This window comes from Ferruginivarius sediminum, from assembly GCF_003344765.1.
Classification (GTDB): Bacteria; Pseudomonadota; Alphaproteobacteria; order Kiloniellales; family Rhodovibrionaceae; genus Ferruginivarius; species Ferruginivarius sediminum.
In genome coordinates this window covers 143,227-162,672 of the sequence record NZ_QPMH01000005.1, presented here as the reverse complement: position 1 = coordinate 162,672, position 19,446 = coordinate 143,227, and the positions used below count along the sequence as shown (strand labels likewise).

General features: G+C 63.9%; 23 protein-coding genes. 13 read left to right on the top strand and 10 right to left on the bottom strand.

The genetic code is table 11. The features are described 5' to 3' along the window. Nucleotides 1–334 precede the first annotated feature (334 nt). Nucleotides 335–1,159, bottom strand: a complete 825-nt coding sequence (locus DRB17_RS07590; RefSeq protein ID WP_241503772.1) for a sterol desaturase family protein — start codon at nucleotides 1,157–1,159, stop codon at nucleotides 335–337. 207 nt (nucleotides 1,160–1,366) lie between these two features. Here DRB17_RS07590 and radA point away from each other — a divergent pair, with 207 nt between their 5' ends. The 8 genes from radA (at nucleotide 1,367) to DRB17_RS07550 (ending at nucleotide 8,488) form a co-directional block, all read left to right on the top strand. Continuing rightward, on the top strand, nucleotides 1,367–2,782 hold the full coding sequence (radA, locus tag DRB17_RS07585; RefSeq protein ID WP_114581594.1) for a DNA repair protein RadA: 1,416 nt from the start codon (nucleotides 1,367–1,369) through the stop codon (nucleotides 2,780–2,782). 42 nt (nucleotides 2,783–2,824) lie between these two features. Further along, the gene (locus DRB17_RS07580) at nucleotides 2,825–3,523 is read left to right on the top strand and encodes a CvpA family protein (RefSeq protein ID WP_114581593.1); all 699 of its coding nucleotides are present in this window, start codon (nucleotides 2,825–2,827) and stop codon (nucleotides 3,521–3,523) included. Next, nucleotides 3,520–4,971, top strand: coding sequence for an amidophosphoribosyltransferase (gene purF, locus DRB17_RS07575; protein WP_114581592.1), 1,452 nt, complete (start codon nucleotides 3,520–3,522; stop codon nucleotides 4,969–4,971). The genes DRB17_RS07580 and purF overlap by 4 nt, the downstream gene beginning before the upstream one ends. A gap of 129 nt (nucleotides 4,972–5,100) precedes the next feature. Further along, entirely contained in the window at nucleotides 5,101–5,460 is a 360-nt protein-coding gene (locus tag DRB17_RS20670) for a metalloregulator ArsR/SmtB family transcription factor (RefSeq protein WP_338322691.1), read from the top strand. Between the two features lie 18 nt (nucleotides 5,461–5,478). Continuing rightward, nucleotides 5,479–5,994: an arsenate reductase ArsC gene (locus tag DRB17_RS20665; protein WP_114581590.1), complete on the top strand. Its 516-nt coding sequence runs from the start codon at nucleotides 5,479–5,481 to the stop codon at nucleotides 5,992–5,994. Nucleotides 5,995–6,055: 61 nt separating this feature from the next. Further along, nucleotides 6,056–7,138, top strand: coding sequence for an ACR3 family arsenite efflux transporter (gene arsB / locus DRB17_RS07560; RefSeq protein ID WP_277738568.1), 1,083 nt, complete (start codon nucleotides 6,056–6,058; stop codon nucleotides 7,136–7,138). 64 nt (nucleotides 7,139–7,202) lie between these two features. Further along, the gene (locus DRB17_RS07555; protein ID WP_114581589.1) at nucleotides 7,203–7,739 is read left to right on the top strand and encodes a DUF2937 family protein; all 537 of its coding nucleotides are present in this window, start codon (nucleotides 7,203–7,205) and stop codon (nucleotides 7,737–7,739) included. Next, nucleotides 7,736–8,488 (top strand): SDR family NAD(P)-dependent oxidoreductase, encoded by a 753-nt coding sequence (locus DRB17_RS07550; protein ID WP_114581588.1) that lies wholly within the window; start codon nucleotides 7,736–7,738, stop codon nucleotides 8,486–8,488. Before DRB17_RS07555 ends, DRB17_RS07550 begins: the two co-directional genes overlap by 4 nt. A gap of 27 nt (nucleotides 8,489–8,515) precedes the next feature. On the opposite strand, the gene der is transcribed toward DRB17_RS07550, so the two are convergent. From der to DRB17_RS07530, 4 genes are all read right to left on the bottom strand, one after another. Next, nucleotides 8,516–9,865 carry a ribosome biogenesis GTPase Der gene (gene der, locus DRB17_RS07545; RefSeq protein WP_114581587.1) on the bottom strand — a complete coding sequence of 450 codons (1,350 nt, stop codon included), beginning with the start codon at nucleotides 9,863–9,865 and terminating at the stop codon, nucleotides 8,516–8,518. A 13-nt stretch (nucleotides 9,866–9,878) separates the two neighbouring features. Beyond that, nucleotides 9,879–11,201: a PQQ-like beta-propeller repeat protein gene (locus tag DRB17_RS07540; RefSeq protein ID WP_114581586.1), complete on the bottom strand. Its 1,323-nt coding sequence runs from the start codon at nucleotides 11,199–11,201 to the stop codon at nucleotides 9,879–9,881. Nucleotides 11,202–11,207: 6 nt separating this feature from the next. Then, nucleotides 11,208–11,849 carry a tetratricopeptide repeat protein gene (locus tag DRB17_RS07535; protein WP_114581585.1) on the bottom strand — a complete coding sequence of 214 codons (642 nt, stop codon included), beginning with the start codon at nucleotides 11,847–11,849 and terminating at the stop codon, nucleotides 11,208–11,210. A gap of 147 nt (nucleotides 11,850–11,996) precedes the next feature. Further along, the gene (locus tag DRB17_RS07530; protein WP_114581584.1) at nucleotides 11,997–12,554 is read right to left on the bottom strand and encodes a thioredoxin family protein; all 558 of its coding nucleotides are present in this window, start codon (nucleotides 12,552–12,554) and stop codon (nucleotides 11,997–11,999) included. Between the two features lie 146 nt (nucleotides 12,555–12,700). On the opposite strand from DRB17_RS07530, the gene DRB17_RS07525 reads away from it, so the two are divergent. Next, nucleotides 12,701–13,030 carry a DUF2794 domain-containing protein gene (locus DRB17_RS07525; protein WP_114581693.1) on the top strand — a complete coding sequence of 110 codons (330 nt, stop codon included), beginning with the start codon at nucleotides 12,701–12,703 and terminating at the stop codon, nucleotides 13,028–13,030. A gap of 39 nt (nucleotides 13,031–13,069) precedes the next feature. Then, entirely contained in the window at nucleotides 13,070–13,552 is a 483-nt protein-coding gene (locus DRB17_RS07520) for a PAS domain-containing protein (protein WP_114581583.1), read from the top strand. Between the two features lie 49 nt (nucleotides 13,553–13,601). Here the strand turns inward: DRB17_RS07520 and DRB17_RS20195 are convergent, their stop codons facing one another. The 3 genes from DRB17_RS20195 to DRB17_RS20460 form a co-directional block, all read right to left on the bottom strand. Beyond that, nucleotides 13,602–13,760, bottom strand: coding sequence for a hypothetical protein (locus DRB17_RS20195; protein ID WP_153242367.1), 159 nt, complete (start codon nucleotides 13,758–13,760; stop codon nucleotides 13,602–13,604). Nucleotides 13,761–13,946: 186 nt separating this feature from the next. After that, a complete protein-coding gene (locus DRB17_RS07510) occupies nucleotides 13,947–14,570 on the bottom strand; it encodes a LysE family translocator (RefSeq protein ID WP_114581582.1) in 624 nt (207 codons plus the stop codon). A gap of 126 nt (nucleotides 14,571–14,696) precedes the next feature. Continuing rightward, nucleotides 14,697–15,401, bottom strand: a complete 705-nt coding sequence (locus DRB17_RS20460; RefSeq protein WP_193725729.1) for a hypothetical protein — start codon at nucleotides 15,399–15,401, stop codon at nucleotides 14,697–14,699. A gap of 570 nt (nucleotides 15,402–15,971) precedes the next feature. On the opposite strand from DRB17_RS20460, the gene DRB17_RS19895 reads away from it, so the two are divergent. Next, nucleotides 15,972–16,277, top strand: coding sequence for a hypothetical protein (locus DRB17_RS19895; protein ID WP_147274837.1), 306 nt, complete (start codon nucleotides 15,972–15,974; stop codon nucleotides 16,275–16,277). A gap of 35 nt (nucleotides 16,278–16,312) precedes the next feature. On the opposite strand, the gene DRB17_RS07500 is transcribed toward DRB17_RS19895, so the two are convergent. After that, nucleotides 16,313–18,034 carry a cation:proton antiporter gene (locus DRB17_RS07500; protein WP_241503771.1) on the bottom strand — a complete coding sequence of 574 codons (1,722 nt, stop codon included), beginning with the start codon at nucleotides 18,032–18,034 and terminating at the stop codon, nucleotides 16,313–16,315. Further along, entirely contained in the window at nucleotides 18,034–18,225 is a 192-nt protein-coding gene (locus DRB17_RS20945) for a helix-turn-helix domain-containing protein (protein ID WP_421778547.1), read from the bottom strand. Before DRB17_RS20945 ends, DRB17_RS07500 begins: the two co-directional genes overlap by 1 nt. Between DRB17_RS20945 and DRB17_RS20660 the strand changes: the two genes are divergently transcribed. Next, nucleotides 18,139–18,468: a hypothetical protein gene (locus tag DRB17_RS20660; RefSeq protein ID WP_241503770.1), complete on the top strand. Its 330-nt coding sequence runs from the start codon at nucleotides 18,139–18,141 to the stop codon at nucleotides 18,466–18,468. The genes DRB17_RS20945 and DRB17_RS20660 overlap by 87 nt on opposite strands. Continuing rightward, nucleotides 18,443–19,306, top strand: a complete 864-nt coding sequence (locus DRB17_RS07490; RefSeq protein WP_114581581.1) for a universal stress protein — start codon at nucleotides 18,443–18,445, stop codon at nucleotides 19,304–19,306. Before DRB17_RS20660 ends, DRB17_RS07490 begins: the two co-directional genes overlap by 26 nt. The last annotated feature ends 140 nt before the right edge of the window (nucleotides 19,307–19,446 follow it).

The following is a 19,446-nucleotide window of genomic DNA, read 5'->3' as shown; positions in this document are numbered from 1 at the left end:
GATCCGCCCGGAGGGCCAGGTGGCAATCCGGGAGGCGGCCCCGACCTTCCTCCGGATGCAAGCGCGTTACGGCCGGAAGCAAGCAGGATGACAGTCGGCGGAACCGCCGCCCCCATCTTGCCGCAAAGCTCCAGAAACTCGCGGCGCCGCTCATCGCAGTCCTGTCGGGAGCTTGTCGGAATTTCGGCCATCAGGGCGATCCTATGGTGTCGCGTGCCAGTCAGACTCCAAATTAACGCAACGCCATCTGGATGCTATCGCGCAATGGTTGAAGCAGCTTACCCCCTTTGTAGCAAACCTGTGTTGATGCCCCTGACTCCGGTTGGGTCGGGTTCTAAGGTTCCTTGCCGCGACGATTTATCGGATAGCTCGACGCCGCGCCCAGCCACGGCTGGACCAATAACCGATCCAGCCGGAGATCGCGTGAATTCCGGAACTGCTCGATGCCGATGGTCATGCCCGCATGGCCCGCTTCCGGCTGAGCGCGATAGGTTCCGAACAGCCGGTCCCACCACGGCAGATTGAACCCGAAGTTGCTGTTCGTCTCGTTCGGAATCGCCGAGTGGTGCACCCGGTGCATGTCCGGCGTCACCACGAGCCAGCGCACATAGCGGTCGAGACGCGGTGGAATAGCCACGTTGCCGTGGTTGAAGAGCGAGGTCGCGTTCAACAGCACCTCGAAGACCAGCACCGCAACCGGCGGCGCGCCCAGGGCCGCAACCACCGCCAGTTTGATCACCATCGACAGTACGATCTCAATGGGGTGGAAGCGCAGGCCGGTGGTCACATCGAAACCCAGGTCGGTGTGGTGCATCCGGTGCAGCCGCCACAGCGCGGGCACGGCGTGAAACAGCACGTGCTGCAGGTAAATCGCGAGGTCCAGCAGCACGACAGAAGCGATAACCGCCAGCCAGAGCGGCGCTTCCGCCATCTGGAACAGGCCCCAGCCCTGCACCTCTGCCGCCACGGCGACACCGACGGCCGCTGTCGGGAAAACAAGGCGCACGAGCAGCGTGTCGATGACGACGATGCCCAGGTTGCCGGGCCAGCGAGGGCCGCGGCCAATCTCGAACCCGCGGCGTGGCGCGGCCAGTTCCCAGACGGCCATCACCGCGAAGACGCCCGCGAACGCGGCAAGGCGCACGACAGGCTCATTCATCAAAAGGACGTCACTCATCACTCACCGGCCAGCGCTCCGCCAACATCGCCCTAGATGTAACGCCTCTCGACGCGATGTCGAGGACGATGGTCTATCTGTCCAGGCACCTTGCGGCGGCCCGCCTTCCCCGGTATGGAGGCGGCACGGGATGTCGATGCTTTTCCGGCCGACGGGCAAAAGCGGTCCGAAAGGCCAGCGGGGCGATAGGTGGCCAAGGCGAAATCGCAATACGTCTGCCAGGCGTGCGGAACGGTCCATGCCAAATGGATGGGTCGCTGCGAAGGTTGCGGCGAGTGGAACACCCTGGTCGAGGAAGCCGCGCCCGATTCCCCGCCCGGCGGCCTGGGACAGCGCCGAAGCGGGCGCGGCAAGCGGGTCGAGTTCGTCGAGCTGTCCGGCCAGAGTGAGCCGCAGCCGCGCCGCGTGTCGGGCATCGCCGAGTTCGACCGGGTCTGCGGCGGCGGCCTTGTCGGCGGCTCCGCCGTGCTGGTGGGCGGTGACCCGGGAATTGGCAAATCGACCCTGGCGCTACAGGTTGCCGCCCGGCTATCGCGGCAGGCCGGCACGACCTGCGCTTATATTTCCGGCGAGGAGGCGATCGACCAGGTACGCCTGCGCGCCCGCCGGCTTGGCCTTGCCGATTCGGAGGTGATGCTGGCGGCGGCCACGTCGGTGCGCGACATCGCCTCCGCGCTGGACGCAAGCGGCGCGGCGGACGTCGTTGTCATCGACTCGATCCAGACGATGTACGTCGACGTTCTGGATTCGGCACCCGGTACCGTCAGCCAGGTCCGTGCCGCCGCCCAGGAGCTGGTGCGCCTTGCCAAGGTGCGCGGGTTCACGGTGGTGCTGGTCGGGCACGTGACGAAGGAGGGCCTGATCGCCGGCCCGAAGGTGCTGGAGCACATGGTCGACACCGTCCTCTACTTCGAGGGGGAGCGCGGCCATCAGTTCCGCATCCTGCGCGCCGTGAAGAACCGTTATGGGCCGACGGACGAGATCGGCGTCTTCGAGATGACCGACGGCGGCCTTGTCGAGGTCACGAACCCCTCCGCCCTGTTCCTGGCCGAACGGCGCGGCCACGTGGCCGGCGCCGCCGTCTTTGCGGGGATGGAAGGCACGCGCCCGGTCCTGGTGGAGATTCAGGCGCTGGTTGCAAATTCCGCCCTGGGCACGCCGCGACGCGCGGTTGTGGGATGGGACTCCAGTCGACTTTCGATGGTGATTGCGGTCCTGGAGGCACGATGCGGGGTTTTACTCGGTGGTAAGGACGTCTATCTGAATGTCGCGGGTGGGCTTCGAGTCAGCGAACCGGCGGCGGATCTGGCCGTGGCCGCGGCGCTGATTTCGGCGGCCGCCGACGACCCGGTGGCGGAGGAGACGGTTGTGTTCGGCGAGATCGGGCTGTCGGGCGAAATCCGGGCCGTCGGGCAGCGTGAGCAGCGCCTGAAGGAAGCGGCCAAGCTGGGTTTCGCCGCCGCCTGGGCCCCGCCGCAACGCAGCGGCCGCGGCAAACCCGCCACGCCGGAGGGCATCGCGGTCCAGGAGATGGGACATTTGAGCGACCTTGTCGCCCGCTTCGGCCGTGTGCAGCCTAGCCGCAGCGCCAGCACGGCGGACTAGCATGCGAAAGCATGCATCCGCCGGCGCAACCCTTGGGGATTGATGAGCGAACTACCTATCAACTTCGTCGACCTGGTCGTGCTGGCGGTGCTGCTGATCTCCGCCGCACTGGCCTTTTTCCGCGGGTTCGTACACGAGGTCCTGGCGATTGGAGCATGGCTGGGCGCGGGACTTGTGACTCTCTACGGCTTCCCCCATCTACAGCCATACGTGCGGGACATCATCGCCATCGATCTCCTGGCGGACATCGTGGCGGGCGTCGTGCTGTTCCTGATCGCCCTGGTCGTGCTGGCCATCCTGACACGGCTTGTCGCGGCCAAAGTACAGAACAGTTCGCTGGGCGCGCTCGACCGCTCGCTCGGGCTGCTGTTTGGCTTGGCACGCGGCGCGGTCATACTGGCCGCGCTCTGGCTGGTCCTGGCCTGGGCGCTGCCGCAGCCGGAGGAGCGCCCCGACTACATACAGAACGCCAAGAGCCGCCGCATTGTCGAAGCCGGGGCGAACGTGCTGGCCGGTTTGCTGCCGGAATCGCTGCGCGCGGACGGCGCGGCGGCGGTCGACACGGTCAAGAGCGAGGCCGAGCGCGCCAAGAAGATGAAAGACGCTTACGACACCCTCAGCCGACCGGCGCCGAAAGCCGATGCGCCGGACACGCAAAAGGGCTATAACGACGAAACCCGGCAAGGGTTGGATCGGCTGATCGAATCACAAACCTCCGAGTCCGGGCGCGAGAGCGAATGATGACGACACATCCCTTCGATGACGACCGCCTCCACGAGGAGTGCGGCGTCTATGCCATTTACGGCAATGCCGACGCCGCCAAGCACACCGCTCTTGGACTCCACGCCCTCCAGCATCGCGGGCAGGAAGCCTCGGGCATCGTCAGCTTTGACGGCGAGCAGTTCAACGCGCACCGCGACAACGGCCAGGTCGGGGATATCTTCGCCAAGCCGCGCGTCATGGACCGCCTGAAGGGCCATGCGGCGATCGGCCACAACCGCTATTCGACCGAGGGCGACACCGTGCTGCGCAACGTGCAGCCGCTGTTCGCGGACCTTGAGTTCGGCGGCTTCGCCCTGGCGCACAATGGCAATTTGACGAACGCCCGCAAGCTGCGGCGCGAGTTGGTCCATCGCGGCTCTCTGTTCCAGTCCACCACCGATACCGAGGTGGTGATCCACCTGATGGCGACCGCACCGGCGAACACCGTGATCGAGCGGCTGATCCACGCCCTGCGCCAGATCGAGGGGGCCTATTCCTTTGTCGCCATGACCAGCGACCAGATCATCGGCGTGCGCGACCCGCTTGGCGTGCGCCCGCTGGTGCTGGGCAAGCTGGGCGACAGCTACATCCTGGCCTCGGAAACCTGCGCGCTGGACATCGTCGGCGCCGACTTCATCCGCGACGTGGGGGCCGGCGAGGTCGTGGTGATCGACGACAACGGCCTGCGCTCCCTGCGCCCGTTCCCGCCGTGCCAGCAGCGCTTCTGCATCTTCGAGCACATCTATTTCGCCCGCCCCGATTCCATCGTGGAGGGCACCAGCGTCTATGAGGCACGCAAGCGAATCGGCGCCGAACTGGCCAGGGAAAGCCATGTCGACGCGGACATGGTGGTTCCCGTGCCCGACAGTGGCGTGCCAGCGGCGCTGGGCTATGCCAACCAGGCGAATATCCCGTTCGAGTTGGGCATCATCCGCAACCACTACGTCGGCCGCACCTTCATCGAGCCGTCGGATTCGATCCGCCATCTTGGTGTAAAGTTAAAGCACAACGCCAATCGGGCATATCTGCGCGGCAAGCGTGTCGTGCTGGTCGACGATTCGATCGTGCGCGGCACTACTTCGGCGAAGATCGTGAACATGGTGCGCCAGGCCGGCGCGGCCGAGGTGCATATGCGGATCGCCGCACCGCCGACCCGCCACCCCTGCTTCTACGGCATCGACACGCCCAGCGAGGCGGAGCTTCTGGCCTCGCAATACGACGTCGCCGGCATGGCGGAGCGAATCGGCTGCGACAGCCTTGCCTTCGTCAGTTTCGACGGCATGTACCGGGCCATGGGTGAGCCGGGCCGGAACGCGGCGGAGCCGCAGTTCTGCGACGCCTGCTTCACCGGCGACTACCCAATCCGGCTGGTCGACCAGGAAGACCGGGAGAACTGCCGTCAGCAGCTTTCCCTCCTGGCGGAATAGGGCACGAAGAATACTGCCCGTATCACGCGTTTAAGTACATGTAAGCGCATTTTTTGGTTGCACTCACGTGTTGGTGAGTGATTGTGATTGAGCTGAACCTGATAATTAGATAATGGTCTAAATATGGAAATGTCGAATGCCATCGAAGCCCTGGCGGCGCTGGCACAGGAAACCCGGCTCGAAACCTTCCGCCTGCTGGTGGAGGCCGGACCGAATGGCATGCCGGCGGGAGAGATCGCGCGCGAGCTGGATGTCCAGCCGGCAACGCTGTCGTTCCACCTGAGCCAGTTGGAGCGGGCGGGCCTGCTGCGCTCCCGCCGGCAAAGCCGGCAAATCATCTACGCGGCGGACTACGAGGGCATGCGGCGGCTGATGACGTTCCTGACCGAGAAGTGCTGCCACGGTCATCCGGAAATCTGCGGCGACCTGCCGCGCCTGGCCAACACGCGCTGCCCGCCGGCGCCCGAGACGCAGGGCAGCGACGACTGAGCGACAAGGACATCCGCCATGACACCCCGCCCCTATAATGTGTTGTTCCTGTGCACCCACAATTCGGCCCGATCCATCATGGCCGAAACCATCCTGAACCACATCGGCGAGGGAAAGTTCCTGGCGCACAGCGCCGGCAGCCACCCGCGCGGACAGGTGAACCCCTACGTGATCGAGTTGCTGGAGAAGACTGGCTTCGACACATCGAAGCTCTACAGCAAGTCCTGGGACGAGTTCGCCGAAGCCGACGCGCCCGATCTCGACTTCGTCTTCACGCTCTGCGACGACGCCGCCGGCGAAGTCTGCCCGGTTTGGCCCGGCCAGCCGATGACCGCCCATTGGCCGTTCCCTGATCCTTCCAGCTTCGAGGGCAGCGAGGCCGAGAAGCGCGCATTCGTCGCCAACGTCTACCGCCAGATCAACACCCGGCTCGGTATCTTCGTGAACCTGCCGATCGCCTCGCTCGACCGCATGTCGCTACAGCGGCGGATCGAGATGCTGGGCAGCAACCAGGACACGGAGGTGCCGGGATAACCGGCAGTCACGAGCACGCCAGCACGTGCCGCCCGACTCATCCCGAACAAGGAGTGTACCGATGGCATCGAAGGCCATGCGAAGACTAGGCTTCCTCGACCGCTATCTCACAGTATGGATTTTCGCCGCGATGGCATTCGGTATCGCGCTAGGCGCGATTTTCGATGGGCTACCGACCTTGCTCGAAGGTTTATCGATTGGATCGACGAATATCCCCATCGCCATCGGCTTGATTCTGATGATGTATCCGCCGCTCGCGAAGGTTAAGTATGAGGAACTGCCTGAAGTATTCCGCGACTGGCGGGTGCTGGCCCTGTCGTTGGTGCAGAATTGGCTGATCGGGCCTGTTCTGATGTTTGGCCTTGCCGTGGTATTCCTTGGGGACCATCCGGAATACATGACCGGCTTGATCCTCATCGGGCTTGCCCGCTGCATCGCCATGGTCATCGTCTGGAACCAGCTTGCCCGCGGCAGCAACGAATATGTCGCCGGACTCGTCGCCTTCAACAGCCTGTTTCAGGTTGCCTTCTTCAGCGTCTATGCGTGGTTCTTCCTCACGGTATTGCCGCCGCTTGTCGGCCTGGAAGGCCGGATCATCGACGTGGATTTCTGGACAGTTGCCGAAGCGGTCCTGATCTACCTGGGAATCCCGTTTGCCGCCGGCTTCCTCACTCGCTTCACCCTGATGCGGATGAAAGGCGAAGATTGGTACCAGAACCGGTTCGCCCCCAGGATCGGACCGCTGACACTCGTGGCGCTGTTGTTCACCATCGTTGCGATGTTCAGCCTGAAAGGCGGCATGGTGCTGCAACTTCCCTTCGATGTTGCGCGAATTGCGATACCGCTTGTCATCTATTTCGTGATCATGTTCATCATAAGCTTTTTCATGGGATGGCTGATCGACACCGATTATCCCAGGACAACCTCGATCGCGTTCACCGCAGCCAGCAACAACTTCGAGTTGGCAATCGCGGTCGCGATCGCGACTTTTGGCCTGGGCTCCTCCGTCGCCTTTGCCACAGTGATCGGGCCGCTCGTCGAGGTACCGGTCCTGATCGCACTGGTAAACGTCGCCCTCTGGCTCGGACACCGCTACTTCCGGCCGGGAGCGGTGCCGGCGTCGGCGCGCAATCCTGCGGAATAGGAACGCTTGCCGCGACACTTGGTCGGTGCTAGAGGCGGAATGGAACAGTCCCGGGAGCACCGGAATGCTGGCCCGCCTCGTCAATGGCTTGAGCGCCGCCGCCGGTGCGGCGGCCGCCGCACAGTTCCCGAGCTTCTATGCGCAGTACCTGCAGCATATCTCGGGCCGGTTGAGCCAAGCGCGGGCGGATCTGGCTCCGGTCATGCGCGATGCGGCCGAGCGCAGGCTGGAAATCGCGGCCTACCTGGAGCAGGCGCGGCGCGAGGGTGGCGAACTGACGCGGACACTGGTCGAGGGCTACGAAACGGCCTTCGACACCCTGAGCCGCCTGGAGGGTGCCTACACGGCATTGCGCGAAGCCGGGGTATTCGAACGGCCGCTGGTCTTCGCGCGCCATTTTCATGGGGAGGTGGCGCAAGGCACGCTGCGCGACTTCGCACCCGCCCTGCCGCTGACGGCCGAGGGCATGAGCTATGCGGCCGTTGGCCTGATTCTTGGCATCGGCGCTGCCTGGGGCCTGGAAGGGCGCTGGCGCGCTATGCTGACGCGATGGCGGCGGGCAAGAGCAACACCGCAAACGAAAGGACACGAGAGGGCATGAGCGCAGGATCGAAAGACAACCCGGCAGGCGCAAGCGCGGGCCAAGGGCGGCTGGCCGGCCGCGTGGCCGTTATCACCGGCGCCTCGCGCGGCATCGGTGCCGCAGTCGCGGAGCGCTTCGCGAAAGAGGGTGCGAAGTTGATCCTGATCGCGCGCACGAACGGGGCGTTGGAGGAACTGGACGACGGCATACGCGCGGCCGGCGGCGCGGCCCCGACGCTGGTGCCGCTCGACCTGCGCGACTTCGACGCCCTCGACCGTCTGGGCGCCAGCCTGTACGAGCGCCACGGCCGCCTGGACATCCTTGTCGGCAACGCCGGCGCGCTGGGCCAGCTTGGCCCGCTGGGCCACATTCCGCCGCAGGTCTGGCAAGAGGTGATGGACGTCAACGTCACCGCCAATTACCGCCTGATCCGCAGCCTGGATCCCCTACTGCGACAGTCCGATGCCGGCCGGGCGATCTTCGTCACCAGCGGCGTGGCGCGGATGCCCTTCGCATACTTCGGCGCCTACGCGGTCTCCAAGGCGGCGCTGGAACACATGGTCAAGGTCTGGGCGGCGGAACTGGGCAAGACGAACATCCGCGCCAACCTGCTGGACCCGGGCGTCGTGCGCACCCGTATGCGCGCCACCGCGTTTCCCGGCGAGGATCCGATGCAGCACCCGGAGCCCTCGGCCATCACCCAGAGCTTCGTCGATCTGGCCAGCCCGGACTGCACCCGACAGGGCGAGATCGTCGACGCCTACTGACGCCTTCGCCGTCTGGCGTCATCAGCCTCAGGCATAAGGGTTCCGGCTCTTGCGCAGCAGGAAGCGGATCGGCGTGCCCGGCAGTTCGAAGTCGTGCCGCAGCTCGTTCTCCAGGTAACGCAGGTATGAGTCCGGCAAGTCCTTCGGCTGCGCGCAGAACAGTGTGAAGGTGGGCGGCCGCGCCTTCGGCTGCGAGATGTATTTCAGGCGGTTGCGCCGGCCGTGCGCCATCGGCGGGGGGTGCGCCGCCTCCACCTCGTGCAGCCAGCGGTTCAGGTCCGGCGTGGCGACCTTGGTGTTCCAGACATCGTAGGCGTCAATGGCGGCGTCCAGCAGTCCATCCAGGTTCCTGCCCTTGAGGCCTGACACCGTCACGACGGGGATGCCTTTCACCTGCGGCAGCGAGCGTTGCAGGCGGTCGCGCACCCCGGCGATGACGGCGTCCCGGTCCTTCACCACGTCCCACTTGTTGATGGCGATGACGAGGGCACGGCCCTCCTCGATGGTGTGGTTGGCAATCGTCAGGTCCTGGCGCTCCAGGCCTTCCTCGGCATCGAGGAGGAGGATGACGACATGGGCGTACTGCACCGCACGAAGCGCATCGGCGACGGCCAGCTTCTCCAGCTTTTCCGAAACCCGCGCCTTGCGCCGCATGCCGGCGGTGTCTATCAGCCGGATCGGGCGGTCATTGTAAGTCCACTCGACCGAGATCGAATCGCGGGTGATGCCTGCTTCCGGCCCGGTCAGCAGGCGCTCCTCGCCCAGCAGCCGGTTGATCAGCGTGGACTTGCCAACGTTCGGCCGCCCGACGACGGCGAACTGGAGGACATCCGGCTCTTTCTCGCCAGGTTCGGCGACGACTTCGCCGGCTTCCGCCGCCTTCGCTTCCTCCGCGGTCTTGAGGTGGTCGTAGAGGTCTTCAAGTCCCAGGCCGTGCTCGGCGGAGAACGCTACCGGATCGCCCAGGCCCAGGCTGTAGGCTTCCAATAGACCGGCCTCGGCGGCCCGCCCCTCGCACTTGTTGGCGAGCACCACGACAGGGCGCTCGGATCGCCTAAGCTGATCGGCGAAGATCTCGTCGGTGCTGGTGAGCCCCGTTCGCGCGTCCACCATCAGCAGGACGAGGTCGGCCTCCTCGATGGCGAGCTCGCTCTGCCGGCGCATGCGGCCCTCAAGGCTTTCGTCCTGGACGTCCTCAAGCCCCGCGGTGTCGAACAGCCGGAAGCGCAGGTCGAACAGCCGCCCCTCGCCCTCCCGACGGTCGCGTGTCACACCCGGCGTGTCGTCCACCAGCGCAAGGCGCTTGCCGACAAGACGGTTGAACAGCGTCGATTTGCCGACATTGGGCCGGCCAACGATGGCGACTGTGAGCGTCATGGGCCGCGCGCAACTACCGTAGTGCCAGCAAGGTGGCGTCGTCGGTCAGAATGTAAACGGTATCCTTTGCAACGACCGGCGACACGGCGGGCTTGTCCGGCAGGCCGATGGTGCCCAGCACCTCGCCGTTGTAGGGCGAGACAGTCACCGCCGTTTCGTTGCTGCCCGCCAGGATCAGCCTGTCGCCGGCCAATACGGGGCCCTGCCACACGATGGGGCCGGTCTTGTCCTCCGGATCCTCATAGGCCGGAAGCTGCGTCACCCAGCGTACCCGGCCACGCTCGCGCGTCAGGGCGACAAGTTGGGCGTCGGTGGTGACGGCGAACACGTAGGCGCCACCGGCCCACGGCATCTCGACGCTGCCGATCTCCGCCTCCCACGCCCGCGCACCGCGCCGCAGGTCGATTGCCGCCATGCGCCCGGAATTGCTGGCGGCATACACCAGGCCACGATCGACGACGGGCATGCCGCGGATGTCGGCCATATCGGCAACCGGATCGGTCCGCGTGATGCCCGCCAGGCTGTCGTTCCACAGGACGCGGCCGTTGTCGTTCAGCAGCGCCAGGATCTCGCCCGAGGAATAGGCGACGATGACCGCCGAATCGGTCGCCGCCGGTGTCGCGGAACCAAGCAGGCCGGACTGCTCCTCGATGCCCTGATGACGCCACAACTCGCGCCCGTCGTCGGCCGACAGCGCGACCGTCTGGTTGATGACGGTGACGGCGAAGACCCGGCCATCACGCGCCGCAGGCCCCGCGCGCATCGGCGCGCCGACGCGCTGACGCCAGATCTCCTCGCCGTTCGACGGATCAAGGGCGACCACCGTGCCATAGCCGGTGGTGACGAATAGCCGGCCCTGGTCGTAGGCAAGGCCGCCACCGAACACGCCCTCGTCATCCTCCGGTGAGACGTCGCGCCGCCATAGCCGCTCGCCATCCTCCGCACTAAAGGCGGAGACGGTTGCCGTGGCATCCATCGTGTAGACGCGCCCGCTGACAACGATCGGCTGCGCCAGGATCTGCTGGTCGTCGCCGGAACTCTCGCCCACATCGGCGCGCCAGGCCTCCCGAGGGTTCTCGGGCAGCGACAGATGGTACATGGCGTGGCTCGGCGCACCACCGGGCTGACCCCAGGACTCGTTCCGATATGGCTTCGGCAGAGCCACCCGCTGCTCGGCAACCTCCGGGTCAGCCTCGATCTGCTGTTCCAGGGTCAGGACAGAGATACGCTCGCCCGGCAGGCGCTCCTCCTCGTCCTCGAACCATTCGGTGACGCCACAGCCGCCAACCAGCAATGCCAGCGCGGCGCATCCAAGGGCGCGTCCAAGCAGTCCCACGATTGACTAGCCCTCCAGAACCGCAAGCAACTGGGTCACGCGCCGGCGCTGGGCCGGCGGCACGTCGGCGCCGTCGGCCACCTGCTTGTAAAGCTCGATGGCGCGCGCCTCATCGCCCTGCTTCTGGGCCAGGAGCCCTTGCAGTTCCAGTGCCGTCGAGCGGAAGGGGTCGTTCGACTGGGCGATCGGCTCCAGACGCTCGCTCAACGCCCCCGGGTCGCCGGTATCGATCCGATGCATCACGGTGAAGAGGGTGGCCAGGGTGCGGAACGGCTTCGGCGGCGCGTCGCTCGCGGCGATCTTTTCCCAGGTCGCGACCGCGCTATCGACGTTACCCTCCTCGGCCTGCAGCGCGGCCTGCCGGAACGCCGCCAACAGGCCGTAGCCGTCGGAACCGGGCTTGGCCAGACCACCCAGCGCCTGCAGCGCGGCAGCCGGATCGTCGCCGGCCTTTGCAACGGCGGCGGCGTACTCCTGGGAGGCCTGCATCGCCTGGTCGCGTTGCCAAGCGGTCCAGCCCTGGTAGCCCGCCACGGCAAGCACGAGAGCCACCGCCGCAGCAATCAGCCACGAGCCGTACTTCTTCCAAAGCGCCTCGTAATGTTCCTTACGGATCTCTTCGTCGACTTCGCGGAAAATATCGCTCACGTCGGGGTCCCTCGCACCGCCGGATGGCCTAAAACGCGCGCCACATTAGCCAACGCGTCCCGGCTTGCAAAGGCCGGCAGACAACGTTGGCGCGCCTGAGTGAAGAAAGCGGCTGTCGAACCGCTCACGCGGGTCCGCCCCAACGGCTCAGGCCGCCTGCCGCCACTTGATGGAACAGCCCATCGAGGGGATCTGCTCGGCCGGTCCCTGCCCGGTTTCGGCGACCTGGATCATCGCTTCCAGCAATTCGCGTCGGGCGTCCGGCGCCGCCTCCTTCTTCGAGGCGTCCAGCCGGCCGCGATACTGCAGTCCCAGATCGGCATCGAAGCCAAAGAAGTCCGGCGTGCACACTGCCCCATAGGCGCGGGCCACCTCCTGCGTCTCGTCGATCAGATACGGGAAGGTGAACCCGTGTTCCTTCGCGAAGGCCTTCATGTTCTCGAAGGAATCGGCGGGATAGGCCTCGGTATCGTTCGACATGATTGCGGCGATGCCGACACCCTTGTCCTGCAACACCTTCGCGTCTGCGACGAAGCGGTCGATCACGGCGCGCACATACGGGCAGTGGTTGCAGATAAAGGCGATCAGGGTGCCGTTGGGACCGCGCACGCTTTCCAGCGTGTGGCGCGCTCCGTCAACTCCGGGCAGATCGAAATCCACGGCTTTCCATCCGAAGTCGCAGATTGGTGTTTCCGTCGCTACCATCGGTGTATTTCCCGGGTTCTCCGTTCCCACTGCCCTTTAGCTGCCCACGCAAGGCGTCCAGGTCAATGCCTGCCACCCCTGGACGCAGCCCTTCAATTCGTGAAAACTGGGGAGATCGAACTCGACAGGGTGGTGTGGACGCGCTGATGGCCAAATTGCACCGAATTGACTCCGGAAACCCGCACAGCGCCCCCACGTTCTTCAGCCGCCGCGAACTTCAACAGCTTCTGGACCTTTACTCGCGCGGCGTGGCACGGGGCGAGTGGCGCGACTATGCGATAGACCAGCGCGGCAACTCCGCCGTGTTCTCCATCTTCCGTCACACGCACGAGCATCCGCTGTTTTCCATCGCCAAGCGGGCCGACGGGGGCGAGTACGTCGTGCACAGCGGGCCGCAGCGCCTTGCACGGGCATCGTCTTTGCCGGACGCCCTATCGGTGTTGAAGAAGCGGCGGACGCTGCACGTCGTCAAATAGGGTCTTCGCAGCGATGCTCGGGCCGGCACCGAACTCCCGATGACAATGTCGAATTCGCAGCCCCGGGACAATGCCGAGGCAGGTGGCAGCGACACAAACCTTTCGCTGCTACTCGCCTACTGGGAGGATAAGCGCGGCGAGCGGGCGATGCCGGCGCGCAAGGACATTGACCCGCTGGATATTCCAAGGTTACTGCCGGATATCTTCCTGGTCGATGTACTGGACGACGGCGACTACCAATATCGCCTTGTCGGCGGCCGGATCGTCGAGCGCGCCGGCGCCAACTACACCGGGTTGAAGCTGTCCGAAATCGCTTCCCGGAGTTCCCAGCCGCTGTTGCTGGAAATCTACGACCGGGTGCTCGCCACGCGGCAGCCGGTCCAACGTGAGCTGCCCTACCGGATGCGCTTTACCCGAATGCCCGGCAGCTACAAAGTTCTCGTCACGCCGCTGTCGGCGAATGGGGGGCACGTCGACATGCTTCTCGGCATTACCGCCTACCCCGACGCCGACCTCACTTAAGTGTTGAGACCAAAGTCCTTTCAATTTTCTTGTAGGCGCCTTTTGTTCGCTATATGTTCACGTCATTGCGGTCGATGGGATAGGACGCATGGCGCGGATCAAGCGCGGCTTGCTGGAAGAGGCCGATCGTCGGCGGATGGCGGCCCGGCTGGGCGAACTTGTGCAGCAAGGTCTGGACGTCTTCTGCTGGTGCAATCGCTGCGGCCATAACGCGGTGCTGGACAGCCGGATGCTGGCGGACCAACTCGGCCCCGAGGAAGCCGTGCCGGACATTGGCGCACGACTGCGTTGCAGCGGCTGTGCCAGCAAGGATATCGCCACCCGACCGGCATGGCCGGGCCTGGGCCAGGTTACCCGACACGAGCCGCGGATAGACGGCACGGACTGTTCGTACTCAGCCTCGGCTCATGGCGGCGGTGGCGATGCCGGCACCGATCAGGCAACCGCCGCCCACCCGCCGCACGTTGCGCAGGCCCCGCCCGGAGAGAACGGCTCGGCGCAAGCCGCTGGCCAGCCACGCGTAGGCGACGCCGTTGACGAGGGCGAGCGTCAGGAAGGTGACGCCAAGGGCCACGAACTGCGGTAGTGCGGGCGCGCCGTGCGACACGAACTGCGGCAGAAACGCGATGAAGAACGCGATACTCTTCGGGTTCATAGCCGTCACCAGAAAGGCGCGAAGAAAGATGCGCCGCGAGCCGTCCAGCGCTGGCTCCATGACCTCAGTATCGGTGGTTCCGGCGGAACGCCAGGACTTGATGCCAAGATAGATCAAGTAAACCGCCCCCACCCACTTCAGGACAGTGAACGCCAGCGCCGAGGTTGCCAGCACCGCGCCCAGGCCGGCCAGCGACACCGTCATCGCCGCCAAGTCGCCCAGCACAAGCCCACTGACGCTGGGCCACGCCGAACGGCGCCCGTGCGACAGGGCATAGCCGACGACGACCATCACCGTCGGTCCCGGCATCATCAGCAACGCCGTCGAAGCCACCACGAACGCCAGCCACAGGTCGAGGGGCACGCTTCCTCTCCATATCGGTTTCAAGATGAGGGGCGATTACAGCACAGCGGATCCCAGGGGTCGAACGAATGAGGCGCCCCCATCGTCGGACAGCGGCGCCTCGAATGCGAACAGTGCCAATGAAAGTCAGTTAACCGGCATCCACTGACCGGTTTTCCTGTCCACCTTGAAACGATTCACGAGCGAGCCGTCCTTCGTCACGATCTCGGCGACGATATGGTCGTCTTCCTCTTCGACCTTGCCGACCTTCACGTTGGGATTGTTGTGCATAGCGAGCCGCTGTTCCAGCATCGCCTTGACGTTGTCGGTCGAGACCTCGCCGCCAGGCACGCTCATGGTGCCACGGCCGTAACCGGGCCTCATCATATACCCCGGCCCCATCATGCCGGGGCCCATCATTCCAGGGCCCATCATACCGGGACCCATCATACCGGGGCCGTGTCCGTAGCCGTGGGGATGGCCGTATCCGGATTCGCCGTGCATCCACTGATGCATCTGCGGATGCATCATGCCCGGCCCCATCGGCCCGTAACCGCAGCCGTAACCCTGCATCGGCCCGTAAGGAGGCTGTCCGGCCTGACCACCCTGCTGCGGTGCCTGCTGCATCGGTCCGTAGCGATAGCCGCGCTGCTGCATGCCATAGCCCTGTCCGCCCATCATCCCAGGACCCATCATGCCCTGGCCCTGACCATAACCCATCATGCCCTGCCCCATCGGCATGGCCTTTTGCCCGGCCGGCTTATCCTGCGAGCCAGCGTGTGCCGGGGCGCCGGACCAGGCAACGGCAGCGGCCAATGCTGCCGCGGCCGTCATTGTGAGTGCCCGATTCATCCTGTCCTCCATGGGGTTCGAGTAAGCGCCCACGCCACCACGCGCGGGGACTGCCCGAACTGCACCATGGAAGGCCCGGCGGCTCCTTGAGGCATGTCAAAGAGGTTGGGATGGCCCCGTGACGACCGCCGACCCGTCACCGCGCCCACTCAGGGGCGTTTCCGCCAAGAAGGTTTCTTCTGGCTTCGGTCAGGTTTCTTGGAAACAGGAATGGGAATAGAGCCAAGCAAGCATCGTGTTCAGCATCAGCGCACCCCTCACTGATGACGGTCACGGCCCGCAGTTAAGTCGGCTTTTCCACTGCAAGCGCTCGGCACACTCACACCGAAGACGCTCACGGCCCCATTCGACCCGACCGGGCCAGCCCTTTCAGGCCAGTTTCAGACAGATCCGCGACCACCCCTGCCATGCGAACGAAAGACAACGAACGGACGCAAGCATTCGCTTGGCTTCAATTGCTAGCGCCTACCATCCGCAACGCTGCGCGGCACACCCGAGGGAATGGCTGAAATATGCCTGAATTGGTTGTACATCAGATATTTTCTTCTAGCTACAAGAGATGTGGGCGGGTTGGGGCTGACGCTCAGCGGTGGCAAGGGAGGTTTATTGTTCAGATTCAGCGGATTATCCAATGGTGCTGCCGGCAACGCGAACTACAGCCGAGCCATTCAGTACATATGTCAGGACATTGCCGAACTCATTGAAAAAGCACGTTTCGGCGGCTCCGGCAAGCAGTTGGGGCTATGTTACTCCAGCCAGCAGGCGGCTTCTCTGGCGCCCAGATGTCCTGTCGAAGCCTCCGCAACCGCCATTACATCGTCGAGCGAAAGAAAGCGTTTATGGAGATTGCGGCTAATCCGCAATCATCGTGTTTGATTCGATAGTCCGATTTCGGAGGCCCTAAGACAAACTCATGACGCCTGCTTTTCCTCCGTCTCGATCTGGGGGATCTCCGTGCGTTCTATCTCAGGACCGCCGCAGAGCAGATCCACGGCCCGGTCGGCCGCATCCTGGAAAGGCTCCAGGACCATGTCGGCACCTGCACCGATGAGATCCTCCGTGTCCTTTGGGTTGTGGGAGGTGACCACTATTCGCCCCCGGAAACCGGCGGTCCGAGTAAGCTGGATCAGCGTCGTTCGCGTATCCTCATGGCTGAGCCCGGTCGGATGGATCGGAACGGTGGAGACGACCCATTCGGCCCGCGCCAGAGGCAGCTCGGCAACGAACTCCGGATCCGTCGCATCGCCATATTCCGTGTCGAGGCCAAGCTCGCGCCAGCGGCGTACCGCAAAGGGATTGAAATCCACGCCGAGGACACGGACGCCGCGCCTCTTGAGGCGCATGCCGATGGCCGTACCGAACCGGCCAAGACCGAAAATCAGGACGGTGTAGCCGTCCTGCACATGCTCCTCGCCGTCGCTCGGCTCGCGCGGCGTGCCCTTGCGCTCAAACACGCCGAGAAGCGGATCGAACAACGCGTAGAGCTGATGGGAATAGGTGATCATGTATGTCGAAGCCGCGATAGTTACGAGGCCAACCATCGTCACCAAACCCAAAGCATCTTCCTCGACGTGACCGAGGGAGACGCCCATCGTAATGAATATGAGTGAGAACTCGCTGATCTGCGCGACGGTCATACCAGCAAGAAAGCCCGTGCGCTTGCGGTATCCCATCGCCCCCATGATCGCGATTACAATCATCGGGTTGCCGATAAGCACAAAGAGCGAGAAGACGACGGCGCTGGTCACATGAGTACCGAGAAGTGACAGATCGAGCGTCGCGCCGAGTGCAATGAAAAAGAACAGGAGCAGGAAATCCCTGAGCGGGGCCAGGCGGGCTGCGATGGTTTCGCGATAGGGAGTTGAGGCCAAGGACACTCCGGCCATCAGGCCCCCAACCTCTTTTCCAAGGCCCACGAAGTCGCCGATAGCCGCAAACATCGCTGCCTGCGCGATGGCAAATATGACGAGAAGTTCGGGAGCGCGTGCCAACCTTTCGGTCAACGGATTGGCGACATAGCGCACGAACAGGAATACCAACGCTACCATCGCGAGACCGGAGGCGAGTACCATCAGTACCGAGCCGGAACCGCCATGGCCGTCGCCCGCACCTATCCCTATCGCCGACAGCACGACCATCGCCAGTACGACGACCAGGTCCTGGACGATCAGGAAGCCGAGTGCGATCTGTCCGTGCAGCGAGTCGATCTCGCGCTTGTCGGACAGCAGCTTGACGATGATGATCGTTGAGGAGAACGTCAGCGCCACCGCGACATAGAGACTCGTGACGTGGCCGAGTCCGAGTGCGAGGCCGATCAGATAACCGAAGACCGACGTAAATGCGACCTGTCCCAACCCGGTCAGAAGGGATACCGCACCGAGCGAACGGATCAGCTTCACGTCGAGCTTGATGCCGACGAGAAAGAGCAGGACTGCGATCCCGAGTTCCGACAAGAGGCTGATCTGCTCGTCAGACCGCACCACATCGAGGGCCGAGGGCCCAGCGATCAAACCAACGGCGATAAAACTGACAATGAGCGGCTGCCGAAGGATGATTCCGACGAAGCCGATCACTGCGGCCATCACCAAAAGCGCCGCAACCTCTCCAAACGCGGATTCAACAATCGCTTCCATTATGCCCCAGGCCCATTTCCTTTCTTTCCCCCGGACTTGGACCGGGACGTGTTCTCCTCATAAAGGGACATGCCACCATTCAACTCTTGCGGCGGCCTTGTCGCATGACGTTGCAGGAAGGCGTCCAGGTCGCTCGACGCGATCCGCCACCGTCTGCCAATATCGATCGCGCGGAGTTCACCGTCTTTGATCCAGCGCCGAACCGTGGCCTCCCCGACCTTCATGAGATCAGCGACCTCGTTGATTGCCTAATATTGCTCGTCAATCATTGTGAACGCCTTTCAATCGAATTCAGGCAGATTTGTATTACTATAATATCGTTGAAACCATCCAGACAGCGTTTGTCGCTGGTTGGGCTCCTTGCCGCAGTCGCGTACAGTGCCAACATTGACTGGGAAGGTGGATGTGATGAAAAGCATCCTGGTGGCGACTGATTTTTCGGAGCGATCGGATCGCGCCCTTCGGCGCGCGACTATGCTCGCCAAGCAAACAGGCGCCGCACTTTCCCTCATTCATGTCATAGACGACGACCAGCCCGAGCGTATCGTAGAGAGCGAACGTGACGCCGCCTCACAACTGCTCTATGAGCAGTCGGCCACGCTGAGAAACATGGATGGCGTGACCTGCGATACGCAGGTGATCCTCGGCGCGCCGTTCGCCGGAATAGTTCAAGCAGTCGGGGACCGCACCCCGGACCTGCTAGTCATTGGGCCCCATCGCCGGCAGGCGCTCCGCGATATGTTCATCGGCACGACAGCGGAACGCACAATCCGCTCGGTCGCTTGTCCGGTCCTGATGGCCAACTCGCCGCCCGTCGGTTCCTATCGAAACGTCCTCCTGACAGCCGACTTGTCGGATGGCTCCCATTCAGCGATCGATAGCTTCGCATCACTCAAGATGGCCGGCGGCGCAAGGACGTCGGTCGTGTATGTTTTTGATGCTCCAACGCTCGGGCTCGCAATCGGTCACGCGATGCCAAAGGAAGACAAGGAATACTATCTAAAGAAAGAATGCGAGGATGCAGCGCGCAAGCTTGCTCAATTCATGGGGCCGTTGGATGTGGAACTCGCGGAGCACATCGTACGACATGACAATTCCAATCCAGCCAACGAGATTTTGACGGTGGCCGAGGAGACCGAGGCAGGGTTGATCGTTGTCGGAACGCGCGGGAGGAGTGGCCTGGCGAAGCTGCTTCTCGGCAGCGTGGCAGAGGCGGTGTTGAGAAAAGCGGAGGTGGATGTGCTAGCGGTGCCACCGAAGCGCTATCAATAGATTTGCGCATCCGGCATCCAACAGCGCTGGATTGGGAGGCGCCACGCCAAGATAACTGAGTTTCTGCGTATCAAGGCGTAAATATTCACATCCGCGCGGCTATTGCTGGGCCCGGATGTTTTGATCTATCAACATATTTC